This is a genomic window from Flavobacterium profundi (genome assembly GCF_006491645.1).
GTDB lineage: Bacteria > Bacteroidota > Bacteroidia > Flavobacteriales > Flavobacteriaceae > Flavobacterium > Flavobacterium profundi.
This window is the reverse complement of sequence record NZ_VDCZ01000004.1, coordinates 278,452-295,242: the sequence shown is the minus strand read 5'-3', so window position 1 is coordinate 295,242 and position 16,791 is coordinate 278,452. Positions and strand designations below refer to the sequence as shown.

Genomic DNA, 16,791 nt, shown 5'->3' with positions numbered 1-16,791 from the left:
CAAGATCAACTTCAAAATATAGAAATGAAAAATAATTTAGTTTGGTTTAGAAATGATTTACGCCTTTCGGATAATCTCTCCTTATTTAAAGCTACTCAAAACTCAAAGAAATGCATTGGTGTATATTGTTTTGATCCCAGACAATTTGCAACCACAACCTATGGTTTTAAAAAAACAGAAAAGTTTCGAACACAATTTCTAATTGAAACGGTTTCCGAATTAAAAGAAAACTTAAAATCGAAAAACATTTCTTTATTCGTTTACCATGAAAAACCAGAAGTCATCGTTCCAAAATTAGTTGAAGAACATCAAATTGATTGTATTTACACTCAAAAAGAATGGACCAGCGAAGAAGTTTGTGTGAATCAAAATATCAAAAAGCAACTTCAATCTCAGGAAAAATTCAAAAATGTTCCCTTTATAGAAAGTTATGACCAATTTCTATTTTCTCCTGATAACATTCCCTTTGAAATAAAAACTATTCCAAAAATCTTTACTGATTTTAGAAAAAAATGTGAAAAAGAAGGGAGCATTTTACCAACTATTTCAGTCGAAAAACAACCACATGAAAATCTTGTTCCAAACAACACGCTCTTACCAACTTTAGAAGATTTACGTTTTCAAACATTTGAAAGACATCCAAATACAGCATTTCCTTTTAAAGGCGGCGAAAATCAAGCCTTACTACGTTTAGAAAATTATTTTTGGGAAACCCAAAACCTATCGCACTACAAACAAACCCGAAATGGATTAATTGGAACCAATTATAGTTCGAAGTTTTCACCTTGGTTAGCCAATGGTAGTCTTTCAGCCAAAACTATTTATTGGAAAATTAAAGAATATGAAAATACCATAGGTGCTAATGAAGACACCTATTGGTTATTCTTTGAACTTCTTTGGCGTGATTATTTTAAATATATTTCCTTACAACAAGGCTCCAAAATATTTCAACTACAAGGCATTTTAGACAAAAAATACCATTGGAACACTAATTTAAAAGCCTTTAACCAGTGGATTTCAGGACAAACAAACGAACCTTTTGTGAATGCCAATATGATAGAATTAGCAAAAACGGGTTTTATGAGTAATCGAGGCCGACAAAACGTAGCCAGTTTCTGGGCAAAAGAATGGCAACAAGATTGGAGAATAGGTGCTGCTTATTTTGAAAGTATGCTTATAGATTATGATGTGCATTCTAATTATGTGAATTGGATGTATACTGCTGGAGTGGGTAATGATCCTCGAGATCGAAAATTCAATATTCAAAGACAAGCGGAACTGTACGATGCAAATGGCGAATATCGACAACTTTGGTTAAACCAATGAGAAATGAGACGAAAATCATAACAGACAAATAATAAACATGAAAAAACTGCGACTTATACTAGGTGACCAACTCAATGCAAAACATTCTTGGTATAAAGAAAAAGATACAAACACAATTTACCTAATGGCAGAAATGCGTCAGGAAACCGATTATGTCAAACACCATATTCAAAAAGTAGTAGCATTTTTTCTGTCCATGCGAAATTTTGCGGAAGCCATTGAAAAAGCAGGGCATCAAATTGTCTATTTTACTATTTCAGACCCAAAAAACCTTCAAAATTTGGAAAAAATAATTGCACAAGTTATTGAAGAAAAACAAATTGAAAAATTCGAATATCAATTACCGGATGAATTTCGGTTAGACCAACAACTGAAAGAAATTTGTTCCAATTTAAAAATTACATCTGAAGTTTTTGATACGGAACATTTTTATACTACACGAACCGAATTAGCAAACTTCTTTGAAGGAAAAAAAAGCCTTCTCATGGAAAATTTTTATCGCATGATGCGTAAAAAACATCAAATTTTAGTGATTAATGACCAACCTCTTGGCGGAAAATGGAATTATGATCATAAAAATAGAAATAAGTACAATGAAGAAATTACGATTCCAAAACCCTTTTTATATCATAAAGACGTAACCAAATTGGTTGAAGAAATTGAAAAAGCGGGCGTAAAAACGTTTGGCTCCATTGATCTAACTAATTTCCCTTGGCCAACCAACAGAAAAGAAAGTCTTGCCTTACTGACCTATTTTTGTGAAAATCTTTTGGAACATTTTGGTGCATTTCAAGATGCTTTGTATAGTAACGACTCGTTTCTTTTTCATTCTCGATTATCATTTGCGATGAATTCAAAAATGATATCTCCAAAAGAAGTAATTGAAACGGTAGTTTCCTATTATGAAAAAAATAAAAGTACAATTGACATTGCTCAAATAGAGGGCTTTGTAAGACAAATTATAGGCTGGAGAGAATATGTAAGAGGTATTTATTGGAAAGAAATGCCAAAGTATGCTACTTTAAATACATTAGAAAATTACAATAAACTACCCGATTTTTATTGGACAGGGAAAACCAAAATGAAATGCATGCAACATAGTTTACATCAAAGTTTAAACGAAGCTTATGCGCATCACATACAAAGGTTAATGGTAATTGGAAACTTTTCTTTACTCACACAGTTAAATCCTGATGCGGTAGATGCATGGTATTTAGGAGTTTATATCGACGCCATTGAATGGGTAGAATTACCCAATACAAGAGGTATGAGTCAGTATGCGGATGGTGGTATTTTAGCTACAAAGCCTTATGTTTCCTCAGGAAGTTATATCCATAAAATGAGTAATTATTGCAAAAATTGTCATTATAAAGTAAAAGACAAATTAGGCAACAAGGCTTGTCCATTCAATAGTTTGTATTGGAATTTTTTAGATGATAAAAAAGAATTTTTTAAAAATAATCAAAGAATGGGAATGATGTTAGCACTATTAAAAAAAATAAAACCAGAAGAATTATCCAAAATTAAAGAAAAAGCGCAAGACATTATTGAAAACCCAGATAGCTATTAAACGAAAAAAGAGTTGAAAAAAATTCCCAACTCTTTTTTACCAACCTAACCTAAACTATAACTATTCTTTCTTTTTCTTTTCATCTATGATGGCACCAGTTCCTGCACCCACACCAGCACCTGCTAAACCACCGATAATGGCACCAGTACCTTTTTTATCACTTACAATAGCACCTGTTGCAGCTCCAACTCCAGCTCCAATTAACGCTCCTTTTGCTGCATTACTCATTCCTTTTCGTTCTGGTGCTGCTTGTGTATTATCTACATAAATCACTTCTTTTTGTCTTGCTGCAACAAGTTCCATCGAATCGATAACACGTTGTTTTTCTTGAGCAACTTGTATTGAATCTAAAACTTCTTGTTTTGCTAATTCCATTTCAGTATCTGTTTGCTTACATGAAACCATTGAAATTAATCCTATAATTATCATTAACTTTTTCATAATTCTGATCTTTAAATTAACAATTCAAAATTACACGCAAAAGCTCTGATTCGTTTTACATTATTTTTTTAAAAGTTTATATTTAAACAATATTTACTAAAAAAAAGCTTTAAAACCCTAGATTTATATATTCTATAGCTCTTTCTAAAACTTCATCTTTGTTATTTCGAATACCTTCAATTGTGGGTAATACTTCAATATCTGGAATTATTCCTATACGTTGGGTCTCTTTTCCATCAGGATAAAAAACGCCTTTACCTGTAAAAGTAGTGACAAAGTGATTAAAAATGATTTTAACTGATGCATTCCAGCCATCTGCTCCTGCAGTTTGACTTCCCATTACGATTGCGTTTTCAGATACTTGCAGACACATAGTAGTCCATTCTGCATGACTTATGGTCTCATTATTTACTAAAACAACTACTTTACCTTTATAATTATCAAGATTATCCTCTCCACATAATAAAACCTTTTCCCATATAAAACGACCCGGATATTTTAAATCTGCATATATTTGTTTCACATATTCTTTTGGTGAGGCATTTAAAAATTTGGCTAACTCTAAATGAACACCGTTAGGATAATTCCGAATATCTATTATTAATCCTTTTGTGTTTTTTATCAATGGAAGAATAATTTTTAAATCTTCCTCATAAATATTTTCCAAATTGAGATATGCAATATTACCTTCAATAATTTTATATTTCTCCCCATTAGTCGCTTTTTTTAGATCATCAAAAAAAGTTTCAGAATACAACTCAATACTTTTTTTCTTGATTTTTCCATTCCTTTCAAATTTTATATCTATTTTTTTTGCAGGTAATCTCCTTAATTGTAATAAAAGATTCTTTTCAAAATAAGCTTCGTTTGATGCTGGAATTTTATTTCTATATTCGTTTTTATAGTCTTCTAATGTTTTATGATTTAGTTTTAAGATTACATCTCCAACTTTCAAATCATTTTTTTTAGCCAAAGAGTCATTCAAAATTTTTGTAACTACAAATTTATCTTCAACTATATTTAGAAGCACAGGTAAAAAATTATGATAAAATGGTAGTAACAAATTAGGATTATGGTCCGAAATATAATACGTTGCATGGCTGTCGTTTAAATTAGTCACTAGTTCCAACAATGCATAATTATAAGACAATTCATCTTTAGCAAAAATTATATTAGGGAGAATATCATTTAAACATTGATTCCATTTTTTATCGGTAAGATATTTATTTGGAGCAAAGTATTCTATTAAATTCCAATATCTAAATAACGTTAATAAGCGATATTTCTTTTCTTTCCAAGTAAAAGTCTCAGGTCTTTTTTCATGTTGCAAACTAGGTATTCCTCCTGGTTCATCCATTTCAACCTCACGTATACCCTTCCCTCCAGCATCCGTTTTCATATAAATATAAAAATGTTTACCTTGATAACGATTCTCTTTTATAAAATGTAACATATTGGAAAGCTTATCTGAAAAAAGAGAAGAATTAGTAAACCACGAAAAATCTAAATTTTTATAAAAATAGTTTTCTTCTGGATGCTTATCAATAATTTCAATTTTAGAAACATCCCCTAGTGACGCTATCCAATTTTCAATTACTTCAGAAAATTCTTCCTTAGTATCGCTTTTCTCAACTTTTGACAGAATAGAAAACAATTGTTCATCCCAATCAAACTGACCAGCAGCAACATTGGGATGATAATATTTCAGAAATCCCCAAATTTTACAAGTAGCAGCTAATTTTTGAACTTCTGTAAGTTGATGTTGTGAAAAAGAAACTTGAAATAGTAGTAAAAAGAATACTAGTAACTTTTTCATTTAAAATCTTACTTTTTAAATACTATTTTCTCTCCAACCTCCATTTTTTGTGATTTGGCAAACGCACCACACATTTGGAACAACATTCTTGCACCTACATTTCCATCCCAGTCATTTTCTCCTGGTGCCACTTCAACTAAATCAAAACCAATAATTTCTTTGCCCGATTCAACTAATCTGTTTAATAGATAAACCGCTTGCTCATAGGTTAATCCACCTGGAACTGGTGTTCCTGTATTAGGACAATATAAAGCATCCATAGCATCGATATCAAAAGAAACACAAACTTTTCTTGGTAAAGAATTAATAATGGTGTCGCACAAATGTTGCCATGTGTTCCCTTCAAACAATTGTTTTTTCAAATCTAAATCGGTGTGTACTAACACTCTTCCGTTTTCTTTTGTTACGACATCTACTTCTTGTTCACAGAAATCGCGAATACCAACTTGTACAATTTTACTAATTTGAGGCAATTGCAACGCATTATACATTATAGAAGCATGAGAATACGTAAACCCTTCATAGGCAATTCGCAAATCCATATGCGCATCTAAATGTAAAATACCAAAACTTTCATATTTAGATGCCAAAGCCTCATAATATCCTAAAGGTGTCGAATGATCTCCTCCTAAAAGAACCACTTTTTTCCCTTTATCCATCCAATATTGTACGCGTTCTTTTACTTCCGTATGCAAGTCTCTACACACTTTATTGATTTTATCTAAATCCGATTGCAACGCTGGAAAAGTAGCAACATCTTCTCCATTTTCTAACGCTTCAATGATAGGTTGTGCCAAACCTTTATACTTTTCTGAATTTTTTGCCCAATGTTCTGGAACTTCATCCATATAGATTCCTAATTTCCATAAATCTGGAAAATCTTGATGCAATAAATCCACTTGAAAAGAAGCATCTAAAATCGCTTCTGGTCCTTCAGATGCTCCAGCACCATAACTTACGGTAACTTCCCAAGGCACAGGAATTACAATGATTTCACTTTGCTCTGCTGAAAAAGGCAAGCCAAAAATGGTTGCATCCGCTAGTCCTGGTTGGCTCGGATCAAAATTCTCTATAATTTGTTGTTTTGTCATTTTTATTTATATTAGATTGTCTGATTACAGCTATTCGGAAACCTAGTCTATAATCTTACAAATATTTAAATCTACCCTAAAATTCCTTTTTTTAAAATTTGTCCAAATTCATACATGTCTTCGAAAGAAGAATACAAAGGCACAGGTGCTAATCGAATTACATTGGGTTCCCTCCAATCTGTAATTACTCCATTTTTCATTAAATACTCAAATAAAGCTCTTCCTTGTCCGTGCAAATAAACCGATAATTGACAAGCTCTTTCATTGGGATTACTAGGAGTTATAATTTCAAATTCTGTACCTTCAATCTCAGCATCAATTTCATGAAGTATGAATTCTAAATAACTCGTTATTAGGTCTCTTTTTTTAATTAATTTGGGCATACCAATTGCAGCAAACATATGTACAGAAGCCAAATATGGAGCCAATGTTAAGACTGGTAAATTACTAATTTGCCAACCGTCAGCACTACGAGCAGGATCAAAATTAGGTTCCATTAGAAAACGACGTTCCTTGTTATGTCCCCACCAACCTGCAAAACGAGATAAAGTAGTATCGTTATGATGTTTTTCATGGATAAAATAACCCGAAGCATTTCCAGGCCCAGAATTCATGTATTTATAACTGCACCAAGCGGCAAAATCCACATTCCAATCGTGTAATTTCAGTTCGATATTTCCAGCCGCATGTGCTAAATCCCAACCTACAAAGGCACCCACTTTATGTCCAGCTTCTGTAATGGTTTTCATATCAAACACTTGACCGGTATAGTAATTAACCCCGCCAATTAAAACTAAAGCCAATTCCTCACCAACTTCTTCAATTTTAGAAAGTACATCTTCGAGCCGAATATTGTGTTCTCCTTCTCTTCGTTTGATTTCAACAATGGCTTCTTTTGGATCAAATCCAATACTTTTCGCATGAAATGCTACTTGCGATTGAAACATGTATTGATCGGATGGAAAAGCTTTCTCTTCACAAATAATTTTAAATTTTTTTGATGAAGGTTGGTAAAAAGACACCATCAACAAATGAAGATTTACAGTTAGGGTATTCATTACACCTACTTCTGTAGGTTTAGCTCCTACAATTTCGCTTAACGGCTGGCAAAAACGTTCTTGGTAATCCCACCAAGGTTTGTCTGCATAAAAATGACCTTCTACAGCTAAGTTTCCCCAATCTTGCATAACCTCTTCCACATATTTTTTAGCTGCTTTAGATTGCAAACCCAGGGAATTACCCGTAAAATAAATGACATTTTTTCCGTTTACTTGAGGAAAAATAAATTCTTCTCTATATTTCGCTAATTCGTCTTGACGATCTAACTCTTGAGCAAATTCTCTCGTATTTTGAAAATTCATTGTGTTTATATTTGCACGTAAAAGTATTGAAAAGTTTAAAGGTTTGAAAGTTTTTATAAAAGTTAAAATTGTAATTTACATTAACCACAACTTAATACATAAAGAAAGTTTGTCGTTTAAAAAACAATTTGAAATCTCTCCTAAATAAAAAAATCTCACCATTGCTGATGAGATTTTATTTATCTTGAATTAATACTAAATTACAAAATTAACATCGCATCTCCATAAGAGTAAAACTTATACTTTTGCTCAATCGCTTCAGCATAGGCTTTCTTCATTAAATCATGGCCGCAAAATGCAGAAACCATCATTAATAAAGTTGATTTTGGCGTATGGAAATTCGTTACCATACAATCAGCAATACTAAAATCATACGGAGGATAGATGAATTTATTGGTCCAACCTATATAAGGATTTAGTGTTCTTTGAGAAGAAACCGAACTTTCCATCGCACGCATAGAAGTTGTTCCAATACAGCAAACTTTCTTCTTTGAAGTTTTAGCTTTATTTACTATATCGCAAGCTTCCTGACTGATAATCATTTCTTCAGAATCCATTTTGTGTTTTGATAAATCTTCCACTTCCACTGGATTAAAAGTACCTAAACCAACATGCAAGGTAACTTCTGCAAAATTAATTCCTTTAATTTCTAAACGTTTTAATAAATGCTTAGAAAAGTGTAATCCAGCAGTTGGAGCAGCTACCGCACCTTCCTCTTTTGCATAAATCGTTTGGTAACGTTCTGCGTCTTCAGGAGTAACTTCTCTGTTGATATATTTAGGAATTGGAGTTTCTCCAAGTTCAACTAATTTTTCTCTGAATTCTTCATAAGAACCATCATATAAAAAACGCAAAGTTCTTCCTCTAGAAGTTGTATTATCAATTACTTCAGCAACTAGAGAATCATCATCACCAAAATACAATTTATTACCAATTCTAATTTTACGAGCTGGATCAACCAATACATCCCATAAACGTTGTTCTGCATTAAGCTCTCTTAATAAAAATACTTCAATACGTGCCCCTGTTTTTTCCTTATTACCATATAAACGAGCAGGAAAAACTTTCGTATTATTTAATACCATTACATCACCATCATCGAAATAATCGATAATATCTTTAAACATCTTATGCTCAATTGTTCCTGTCTTACGATTAACAACCATCAAACGAGATTCATCTCTGTTCTCAGCTGGAAATTCTGCTAATAATTCTTCAGGTAAATTAAAATTGAAATGTGATAACTTCATAGTTAAATTTTAAATTTAAGATTTTAGAAATCAGATTTTTTCTGAAATCAAAACGGGTGCAAATATACGATTGTGAAATAGGGGTTGTCAAGTAAAATGAGATTTATTTTTAACAAACCTCTATTTACCTAGCAACCCCTAAGCATTTATTTAAAAAAAACTTACTTTTTACTGATTTTTTTATAGATACAGCCTTATTTTACTTCTGTACGCTTATGTAATTCGCTATAAATTTTTGTAAAAAATTATAATCTTATTTATTTAAAATATGATATTGAATGCAATAGGAACCAAACAATGAAAAACCATTTTAAATCAAATTCAAATTGTAAAACGATAAAATTTATTTACATTTGCAGCGTTCGGGATGTAGCGCAGCCTGGTAGCGTACTAGCATGGGGTGCTAGGGGTCGCTGGTTCGAATCCAGTCATCCCGACTTTATTTTAATTTTCTTCGATTGTAAATCCTACATTTCTTAAATCATTCCAAAAATCAGGATAGGATTTACTTACCACTTCTGCTTCTTCAATAACAATAGGAACTTTCAATGCTAAAGGCGCAAAAGCCATGGCCATCCTATGATCTTGATACGTCGCAATTTTTACATTTTCTAAAGGATTTTCCTTTGAGACTTTCAAATGCAAAGAATCATTAGTAACTGAAATAGCAGCTCCTAATTTTGATAATTCCTTTTGTAGTGCCTCTAAACGATCTGTTTCTTTAATTTTCAACGTATGCAAACCATATAAATCGCAACCCATTCCTAGACCAAAACAGGTTACCGCAATAGTTTGAGCAATATCTGGAGAATTATTTAATTCAAAACGAACTACTTCATCTAATGCCCCTTTAATTTTAGAAAGGGTAATAGAATGATTAGCATTAAAAACAGTTTCGACTCCAAATTTTTGATACATTTCAGCTAAGGCAGCATCCCCTTGCAAACTATTTTTTTTATAACTAGATAACGTAACTTGAGTGCCCATTTCCGACAAAGCAATTATTGAATACCAATAAGATGCAGAACTCCAATCACTTTCAACCGTTACTACTTGACTGGCCACTTCTGCTTTTGGTTTTACTATAATTTGATTACCTTCAAAATGTGTAGAAACCCCTAATTCTTCCAATAAAGCTAACGTCATTTTTAAATAAGGCATTGAAGTAATGGTTCCCTCTAAATTGAGCTGCAAACCGTTTTCTAATTGAGGCGCAATTAATAATAAGGCTGAAATATATTGACTACTGATGTCTGCTTTGAGCGTAACTTCATTAGCGGTTATTTTTTTTCCTTTAATACGTATGGGTGGATATCCCATGTTTTTCTCATAGGTGATTTCCACACCGAGTTGTTGCAAAGCCTCTACCAAAATTTGAATAGGTCTTTCTTGCATTCTTTGAGACCCCGTTAAAACCACATCACTTAAAGCCTTAGTAGCAAAATAAGCGGTTAGAAAACGCATAGCAGTTCCGGCATGATGAATATCGACAATTCGTATATCTGAAGACTCTGCTTTTTCTTGTAATGCATTTTGCATGGCTTCAGAATCATCAGAATTAGAAATGTTTGCTACATGTAGGTTTGGAAACAAAGCCTTCAAAAGCAATAAACGATTTGTTTCTGATTTTGAACCTGTAATTTTTATAGTTGTCTGTGGATAAACAGTTGTTTTTTTTAAAGTTGCATTCATAATTTAGGTGAGTACCTCAAATAATTGTAAAAAAATTAGTTATACATAAAGAAACTATTTCAGTTTTTCGTTATTATGATGACGATCATGATCTCGTTTCGTTTTTAAATCCATTTTTTTATCGAAAGCTGCTTGTAAATCAACACCTGTTTGATTGGCTAAGCATAAGACTACAAATACAACATCAGCTAATTCTTCACCTAAATCTTTACTTTTATCAGATTCTTTTTCAGATTGCTCTCCATATCTACGAGCAATAATTCGGGCTACTTCACCAACTTCTTCCGTTAGTTGAGCCATATTGGTTAACTCATTAAAATAGCGCACTCCATGTTCTTTAATCCAAGTATCTACTTCTTCTTGAGCATTTTTGATATTCATTATATTTTCTTTTTAAGAATTATTTTTTCAGATTGCTTATCTAACATCATATTGTAAAAGCTTTTTAATCCTTTGTAATTTTTTGAAGGTACTGCAGGAGTATTTACCTCAAAAGTGATTGCTATCTGTAAGGTAGTATTCATTTGTGTAATTTTATACATAAAGGCACCATAATTATTTTCCATAAATAAATTAGCATCTTCAGGTGTAAATTCCACTTCATAACTTTCCGGTATTTTAATATTTATAACATAACTATCTTTAAAGGGAAAATTAAAATCTACGGGATAATTTCTATCTTCCATTTTAAATGGATTTTCTTTTGTTTGAAAAAAAAGAAGAGGTGAAAAATACAATTTATCTCCTATTTTTTCAACATTTTTATGATCCTCAAAACTAAAGGTTTCTGTGATTTTTTTATACAGGTCTTGGTCATTTTCAATTTTGTATTCACTAATCGAAATTCCATCTAATTCGTTTTCTAGAATTTCTAAATAATTCTCTTTATTTACATTCAAGTATTTATCTCTAAATTCAAATGCATAATAATCAGAAAACTGTTTTCTTAATTTTCCTGTAATCTTTGCATTTTCATTAATTTCACAAAGCAAAATGGTATTCGAATTAGATTTCATCTTTGGAATTAAATTTACAACGGTAGAAGATTGATTTTCTCTTATTAATCTACCAAACCAATTCAAATCTCTGAAAGGTAAAATATCAGGTAAGGCTATTTTACTTGTTGCATCTAATAACACTAAATTTTCTTTTAATTCGACTCCGCATACAACATAATTAAAAGCGTATCGATTTGGAAAAACGGGTATTCCATTAGAGCGTGTACTGATTAAAACTGGGTTGGCTTCAATACCAGCATATTTTAGCATAGCGATTAACATTAAATTAATTTCGGCAGCATTTCCTACTTTGTTTTTATATGCACTTTTAACTCCTTCATCACATGAATAACCATAAAATTTATTCCAATTCATTCTTGTTTTCACATATTCAAAAATACTGATAATTTTTTCGTCTTCACTATTAATTCCCTGTAGTAAATTATCAATGTCGCTTTTAAAATAATCTTGTTTTTTCAATTCATTCCCAAAATCCTCATCAGTCATAATTGTTTTAACAACAGATTCCCAATCTACCGAATAGTTTTGAATTGCTTGTTTAGGCATTTGTACAGATGACAATTCATGATGCAATGAAGAAACATAATTTTCAATATTATTTACATATTTTTCTTCTTTTATTGCAGGAACATTTCTTAAGGTATAAGATGTCATATATTCTTTGTATTCAATCTCATAGCTTTCTCTATCAAATGAAAAACCTCCAGGGTTATTTTTTTGAGCAGTATATCTACCTGAAAATGTTTTCGTTTTACTATCTGTTTCTATAACTGGGTTATAACTTCCTTTAAACTGATTATTATAAACAAAGTATTCGGGAATATTGGTTTCAAATGACGAATATTTAACTGGTATTTTGTATTGAAACTTCCATATGGGAAATATCCCATAACTAGGTGATTTTATCGTATACTTATACTCTATTATGGAGCCTTCTTTCACATTAGGCATTGTAATTTTTTTTATTGACCAATATTTATTCTTTTTTTCGTCAAATTCACCATCACTTTTTAATTTAGATTTTACAATTTTGCCATCTTCAAGATTATACGTTATTGCTTTTGTAAAAGTTACCTTTTGTTCTGCATTTCCTACTATGTAATAAGGAACTATTTTTGTAGCCCATTCGAATCCTTCTTTGGTATACACTTTAATTTTGGTTTCAACTTCTGTTAATGTGTAAAAACCTGTGTTAGTATCAAATTGAAAATAAGTTTTACCATTTTCAAACAAAATAGCAGCCTCCGCTGAAGAATCGTTTGGATATTGTTTTTCTTTTAATTCTTCTATAGTTACGTCCCCTAATTCATTTTTCTGAGCAAAATTAGCAACTGTAAAAAATAAAAAGATATAGTATATGTGTTTTTTCATTTAAATTAATTTTTCATTCTTAAAATAATTTTATCCGTTTGTTTTTCAACAATCAATCTAAAAAAATCTTTTAATGCTTCATAATTTTCTGCAGGAAAGTAAAAAGTATTAACATCTAAATTAGCTACTAACTGAATGTTATTATTAGTTACTGATATTAGATATTTAAATGTTGCATAATTGTTTTCTAAAGCAACACTTGTACCTTCGGGCAAATATTCTACTTCAAAACCTTCAGGTATTTTAATTGAAATATTGTAAGTATCTTTAAAAGGGAAAGGAAAATCTACTGGATATTTTCTCTGATTTAATTTAAAAGGGTTTTCATCCAATGCAAAAAACAATAAGGGCTTTATGTATATTTTATTACCTATTAATTCTACATCATTTTCATGCAGAAAGGTATATTGTTCAATTACAGGTTTGTTTAAATCCTTCAAATTATCAACCTTATACTCTTCAATACTTATTCCTTTATATCTATTTTCTAATTTTTCTAAATAAGAGTCTTCATTTACGTTTGTATAATTTTCTCTATGCATAAAAGAATTATAATCTGTTAAAACTCTTCTCAATTGCCCTTCAACTTTACCATCTTCTTTTATTTCTGCTAGAATAATTACATTATCTTTAGAAATTGGTACATCTAATAAGTCAATTTCGTTAGAACTCCCTCTTTCTCTTATAATTCTTCCGCTCCAATTTACTGCTCTTAATGGTATTAAATCAACTGTCGCATTCTTGTTTGTTGCATCTAATAGCAGTACATCATTTTTTACTTCTACTCCTGCTATTACATAATTGAATGCCGTTCTATTAGGAAATAACGCAATTCCATTTCTTCTCGTACTTAATAGAACAGGATTGGCTTGAATATTTGCATATCTCAACATGGCTGTCAACATCAAATTGATATCTGCCACATTTCCTGTTTTTTCTTTATATGCTTTTCTAACCCCTTTATCTGTGATTACTCCATTAGATTCATTCCAAGTCATTCTATTCTTTACGAAATTAAAAATAGCCTTAATTTTTTCTTCATCAGTAGCAAGTCCTTCCAATATAATTTTTAAATCATCTTCAAAATAGGATTTATTTTCTAATTCGTTCCCAAAATCTTCATGATCATATATACTTTTTACAACATCATCCCAAGTAATTGCTAAGTTTCTAATGGGTTCGTTTGGATAACTAATAGAAGCCAATTCATGTTTTAAAATAGCCGTATAGTTGTCAATATTGTTGATATAACTTTCTTCCTTAATTGGCGGTACATTATCAACTGTATACGTATACTTTTGTTTTAAAAACTGACCTAAAGCTACACTCTCATTTTTTGAATTTACTGTTTCATAACCCGTTAAAACGGTTCTATATTGAAAATATCCTGGAATAAAAATGCGGTATTCTACATGATTCATAGGTATATCTCCTTGAAAATACCAATCATCGATAGTAGTAATATTTGGCGAATTAAAAATATAGGTAAATTCAATAATTGATCCTTCTCTAACTTGAGGCATTGTAATCTTTTTTACTTTTACATTTTCATTTATTTCTTCTTTAAACTCACCATCTGATTTTAATTTTGTCTTTTCAATTTTACCATCAACTAGATTGTATGTATAAGCATTTTTAAAGTTTACTATTTCATTTCTGGCCCCTCCAGAATAATAAGGAACTGAATGTGTTGCGTAATCAAAACCTTCTTTTTTATAAAACTTAATTTTATAATTTACTTCTGTTGTAACTTTCCATTCGCCATCATTTGTTAAGAAAAAATCAGTTTTACCTGTTTTAAAAATAACAGCTGCAGCAGCCGAAGAATCAATAGGATGCTTTGTTTCTTTTAATTCATCAATTGTTACATTTCCCAATTCATATTTTTGTGCATTCCCCAGAAAACAGAAAAAAGCAAGTAAAAAAGTAATGTATGTTCTTTTAAAATTCATTGTCTATTTTTTTATTAACACCAATTTTAAATTATCATTTTTAGCAATTTGTTCTCTAAATTTTCGATAGGCTTCATAACTATCTTTTGGGAAACCACCACTATAAATGGTTAGGTCTCTCTTATAATACAACAAGTTATGTGCTTTTTTTTCGATAGAAATGGAGTAGGTTCCAAATTCTGTAGTCAGATCCACTTGATCTGGTAAAAATTCTATTTCGTAATCATTTGGTAGCGTAATTTCAATTGCGTCAGAATCGTAATAACCTCTATCGATTTCAAAATCATTTTTTCTATTCCTATATTTATCTGGAATATTTTCATTCTTATTAAAAACATTTATTGCAAAATATACGGTGTTACCTGCTTTATTACAATAATTTTCAGCTGAAAAAGAAAAATTTTCCACTAATTCTACAGCTTCTCTATTCTCCTCTATAGCGATGTTTTCAATATTTAGATTACTAATCCAACTCCATCTGTTTTTATAGGTTTTATGCAACTGTTTTTCATCGTTTATTCTAGATAAATATGCTCTTCTATCATATTGAATTCCTCCAGATTTAATTTGAGCACTAGCTTTCAAATTACCATCATTGTCTATAGAATAGTTTCCAATGGTTTTCTGATAACTATCTAAAGGTTTAAATTCATTTGTTTTTATGATAAATCCACCTTCAGGTTTTATCATCAAAGCATATCTATTATCTGTAAAAGAGCCGCCAAAAGCAAAAGGATTCGTTTGACTTGTACATTCTAAAAAATAATTCTTTTGATCATGAGGTATAGTTAAGATAATATGATTTCCTTGTTTGGACACAAAATCTTTGTCAAAATTAATAATATTATTATCTCCATATATAACCGTATAATAGGACTTAACTCCTACATTATCTAGCAAAACTCTTGTGTAGTTAGATAAAGCTTTACAATCTCCATAACCTAATCGATCAACATCTTTTACTAACATTGGCTTCCAGCCTCCAATTCCTAATTGAATACTTACATATCTAGTCTTATCTTGAACAAACTTATATATAATCTTTGCTTTTTCAATTGGACTTTCAACATTTTCTGTTAATTGCTTGATCTTATTAATTGTTTCTTGACTAACTTGAGAATCATCATTAATTAACTCTTTAAACCAAATTTTTCCAAATTCTTCCCAGGATTTAGCACTACCTTCAAAACCTTCTAGACTAAATTTTTCAAGACCAAAAATAACATTGGGTACAATATTTTCAAAAGCGGGAGAATAATCTTCAGGTTTTAAAGCTGGTAATTTTTCAACGGAATAATGCAATGAATTAGCATCTTCTTTCTTAATAATATCAAATTGACTAAAGTTATGTTCTTTATATTTAAAACCAAAGTTAGTAGAGAATTTAATAGTAAATTCAGATTTTTGAATACTTTCGAAGTAATGATTTACAACATACCAAGAAGGAAGAAAAGCCGTATTAATGCTTTGCTTTTCACTTTCGTAAACTATAGTAAAGGGATATTGTGTAGGTGTATAATCTAAATACAAAACTCTATTATCCGATAGAATAGAAAAACCGTCTGCTACACTTTGATCTATAAAGTCTTTCCTTTTAAATTTTTTAATTTCTTTGCCAAAAACATCATAAATAATGGCTTCAACAGCATTTATTTTCTCAGAATCGCTAAAATATTCACGAGCACCTATATTCCTTAAACCATATTCATTTAAAACTGTAATTACTTTTTTAGTATTTATTTTATACATTTTTTGAGATACAATTTCAACTTCAATTTTTTGATCTCGCACTACACTATTGGCTTTTTCTTTTAATTCTTTTGGAATCAATAAAGCATTCCAATTTTCCTGAGAAAATACATGTAAACTTACCAATAAGAAAAATAACATTTTCACTTTCAT

At 30.7% G+C, this 16,791-nt stretch carries 12 protein-coding genes and 1 tRNA gene; 3 read left to right on the top strand and 10 right to left on the bottom strand.

Features of this window, described 5'->3' with window-relative positions; translation table 11 throughout:
* Positions 1–24 precede the first annotated feature (24 nt).
* Positions 25–1,326, top strand: coding sequence for a DASH family cryptochrome (locus FHG05_RS07945; protein ID WP_140997483.1), 1,302 nt, complete (start codon positions 25–27; stop codon positions 1,324–1,326).
* Between the two features lie 37 nt (positions 1,327–1,363).
* A complete protein-coding gene (locus FHG05_RS07940; RefSeq protein WP_140997482.1) occupies positions 1,364–2,896 on the top strand; it encodes a cryptochrome/photolyase family protein in 1,533 nt (510 codons plus the stop codon).
* A gap of 60 nt (positions 2,897–2,956) precedes the next feature.
* Here the strand turns inward: FHG05_RS07940 and FHG05_RS07935 are convergent, their stop codons facing one another.
* From FHG05_RS07935 to queA, 5 genes are all read right to left on the bottom strand, one after another.
* On the bottom strand, positions 2,957–3,337 hold the full coding sequence (locus FHG05_RS07935; protein ID WP_140997481.1) for a YMGG-like glycine zipper-containing protein: 381 nt from the start codon (positions 3,335–3,337) through the stop codon (positions 2,957–2,959).
* 109 nt (positions 3,338–3,446) lie between these two features.
* Positions 3,447–5,153 carry a S41 family peptidase gene (locus FHG05_RS07930; protein ID WP_140997480.1) on the bottom strand — a complete coding sequence of 569 codons (1,707 nt, stop codon included), beginning with the start codon at positions 5,151–5,153 and terminating at the stop codon, positions 3,447–3,449.
* Positions 5,154–5,161: 8 nt separating this feature from the next.
* Complete coding sequence (locus tag FHG05_RS07925) at positions 5,162–6,244, bottom strand: agmatinase family protein (protein WP_140997479.1); 1,083 nt, start codon at positions 6,242–6,244, stop codon at positions 5,162–5,164.
* Between the two features lie 71 nt (positions 6,245–6,315).
* A complete protein-coding gene (gene kynU / locus FHG05_RS07920; protein WP_140997478.1) occupies positions 6,316–7,605 on the bottom strand; it encodes a kynureninase in 1,290 nt (429 codons plus the stop codon).
* Between the two features lie 200 nt (positions 7,606–7,805).
* Positions 7,806–8,855, bottom strand: coding sequence for a tRNA preQ1(34) S-adenosylmethionine ribosyltransferase-isomerase QueA (gene queA / locus FHG05_RS07915; RefSeq protein WP_140997477.1), 1,050 nt, complete (start codon positions 8,853–8,855; stop codon positions 7,806–7,808).
* A 363-nt stretch (positions 8,856–9,218) separates the two neighbouring features.
* Between queA and FHG05_RS07910 the strand changes: the two genes are divergently transcribed.
* A tRNA-Pro gene (locus FHG05_RS07910) sits at positions 9,219–9,292 on the top strand.
* Between the two features lie 7 nt (positions 9,293–9,299).
* Here FHG05_RS07910 and aroA read toward each other — a convergent pair.
* The 5 genes from aroA to FHG05_RS07885 are packed head-to-tail and all read right to left on the bottom strand — an operon-like array spanning position 9,300 to position 16,791.
* Entirely contained in the window at positions 9,300–10,547 is a 1,248-nt protein-coding gene (gene aroA, locus FHG05_RS07905; RefSeq protein WP_140997476.1) for a 3-phosphoshikimate 1-carboxyvinyltransferase, read from the bottom strand.
* Between the two features lie 54 nt (positions 10,548–10,601).
* On the bottom strand, positions 10,602–10,928 hold the full coding sequence (locus tag FHG05_RS07900) for a nucleotide pyrophosphohydrolase (RefSeq protein ID WP_140997475.1): 327 nt from the start codon (positions 10,926–10,928) through the stop codon (positions 10,602–10,604).
* Positions 10,928–12,937, bottom strand: a complete 2,010-nt coding sequence (locus tag FHG05_RS07895; protein ID WP_140997474.1) for a DUF3857 domain-containing protein — start codon at positions 12,935–12,937, stop codon at positions 10,928–10,930. Before FHG05_RS07895 ends, FHG05_RS07900 begins: the two co-directional genes overlap by 1 nt.
* A gap of 5 nt (positions 12,938–12,942) precedes the next feature.
* Positions 12,943–14,889 carry a DUF3857 domain-containing protein gene (locus tag FHG05_RS07890; RefSeq protein ID WP_140997473.1) on the bottom strand — a complete coding sequence of 649 codons (1,947 nt, stop codon included), beginning with the start codon at positions 14,887–14,889 and terminating at the stop codon, positions 12,943–12,945.
* 3 nt (positions 14,890–14,892) lie between these two features.
* On the bottom strand, positions 14,893–16,791 hold the full coding sequence (locus FHG05_RS07885) for a DUF3857 domain-containing protein (RefSeq protein ID WP_140997472.1): 1,899 nt from the start codon (positions 16,789–16,791) through the stop codon (positions 14,893–14,895).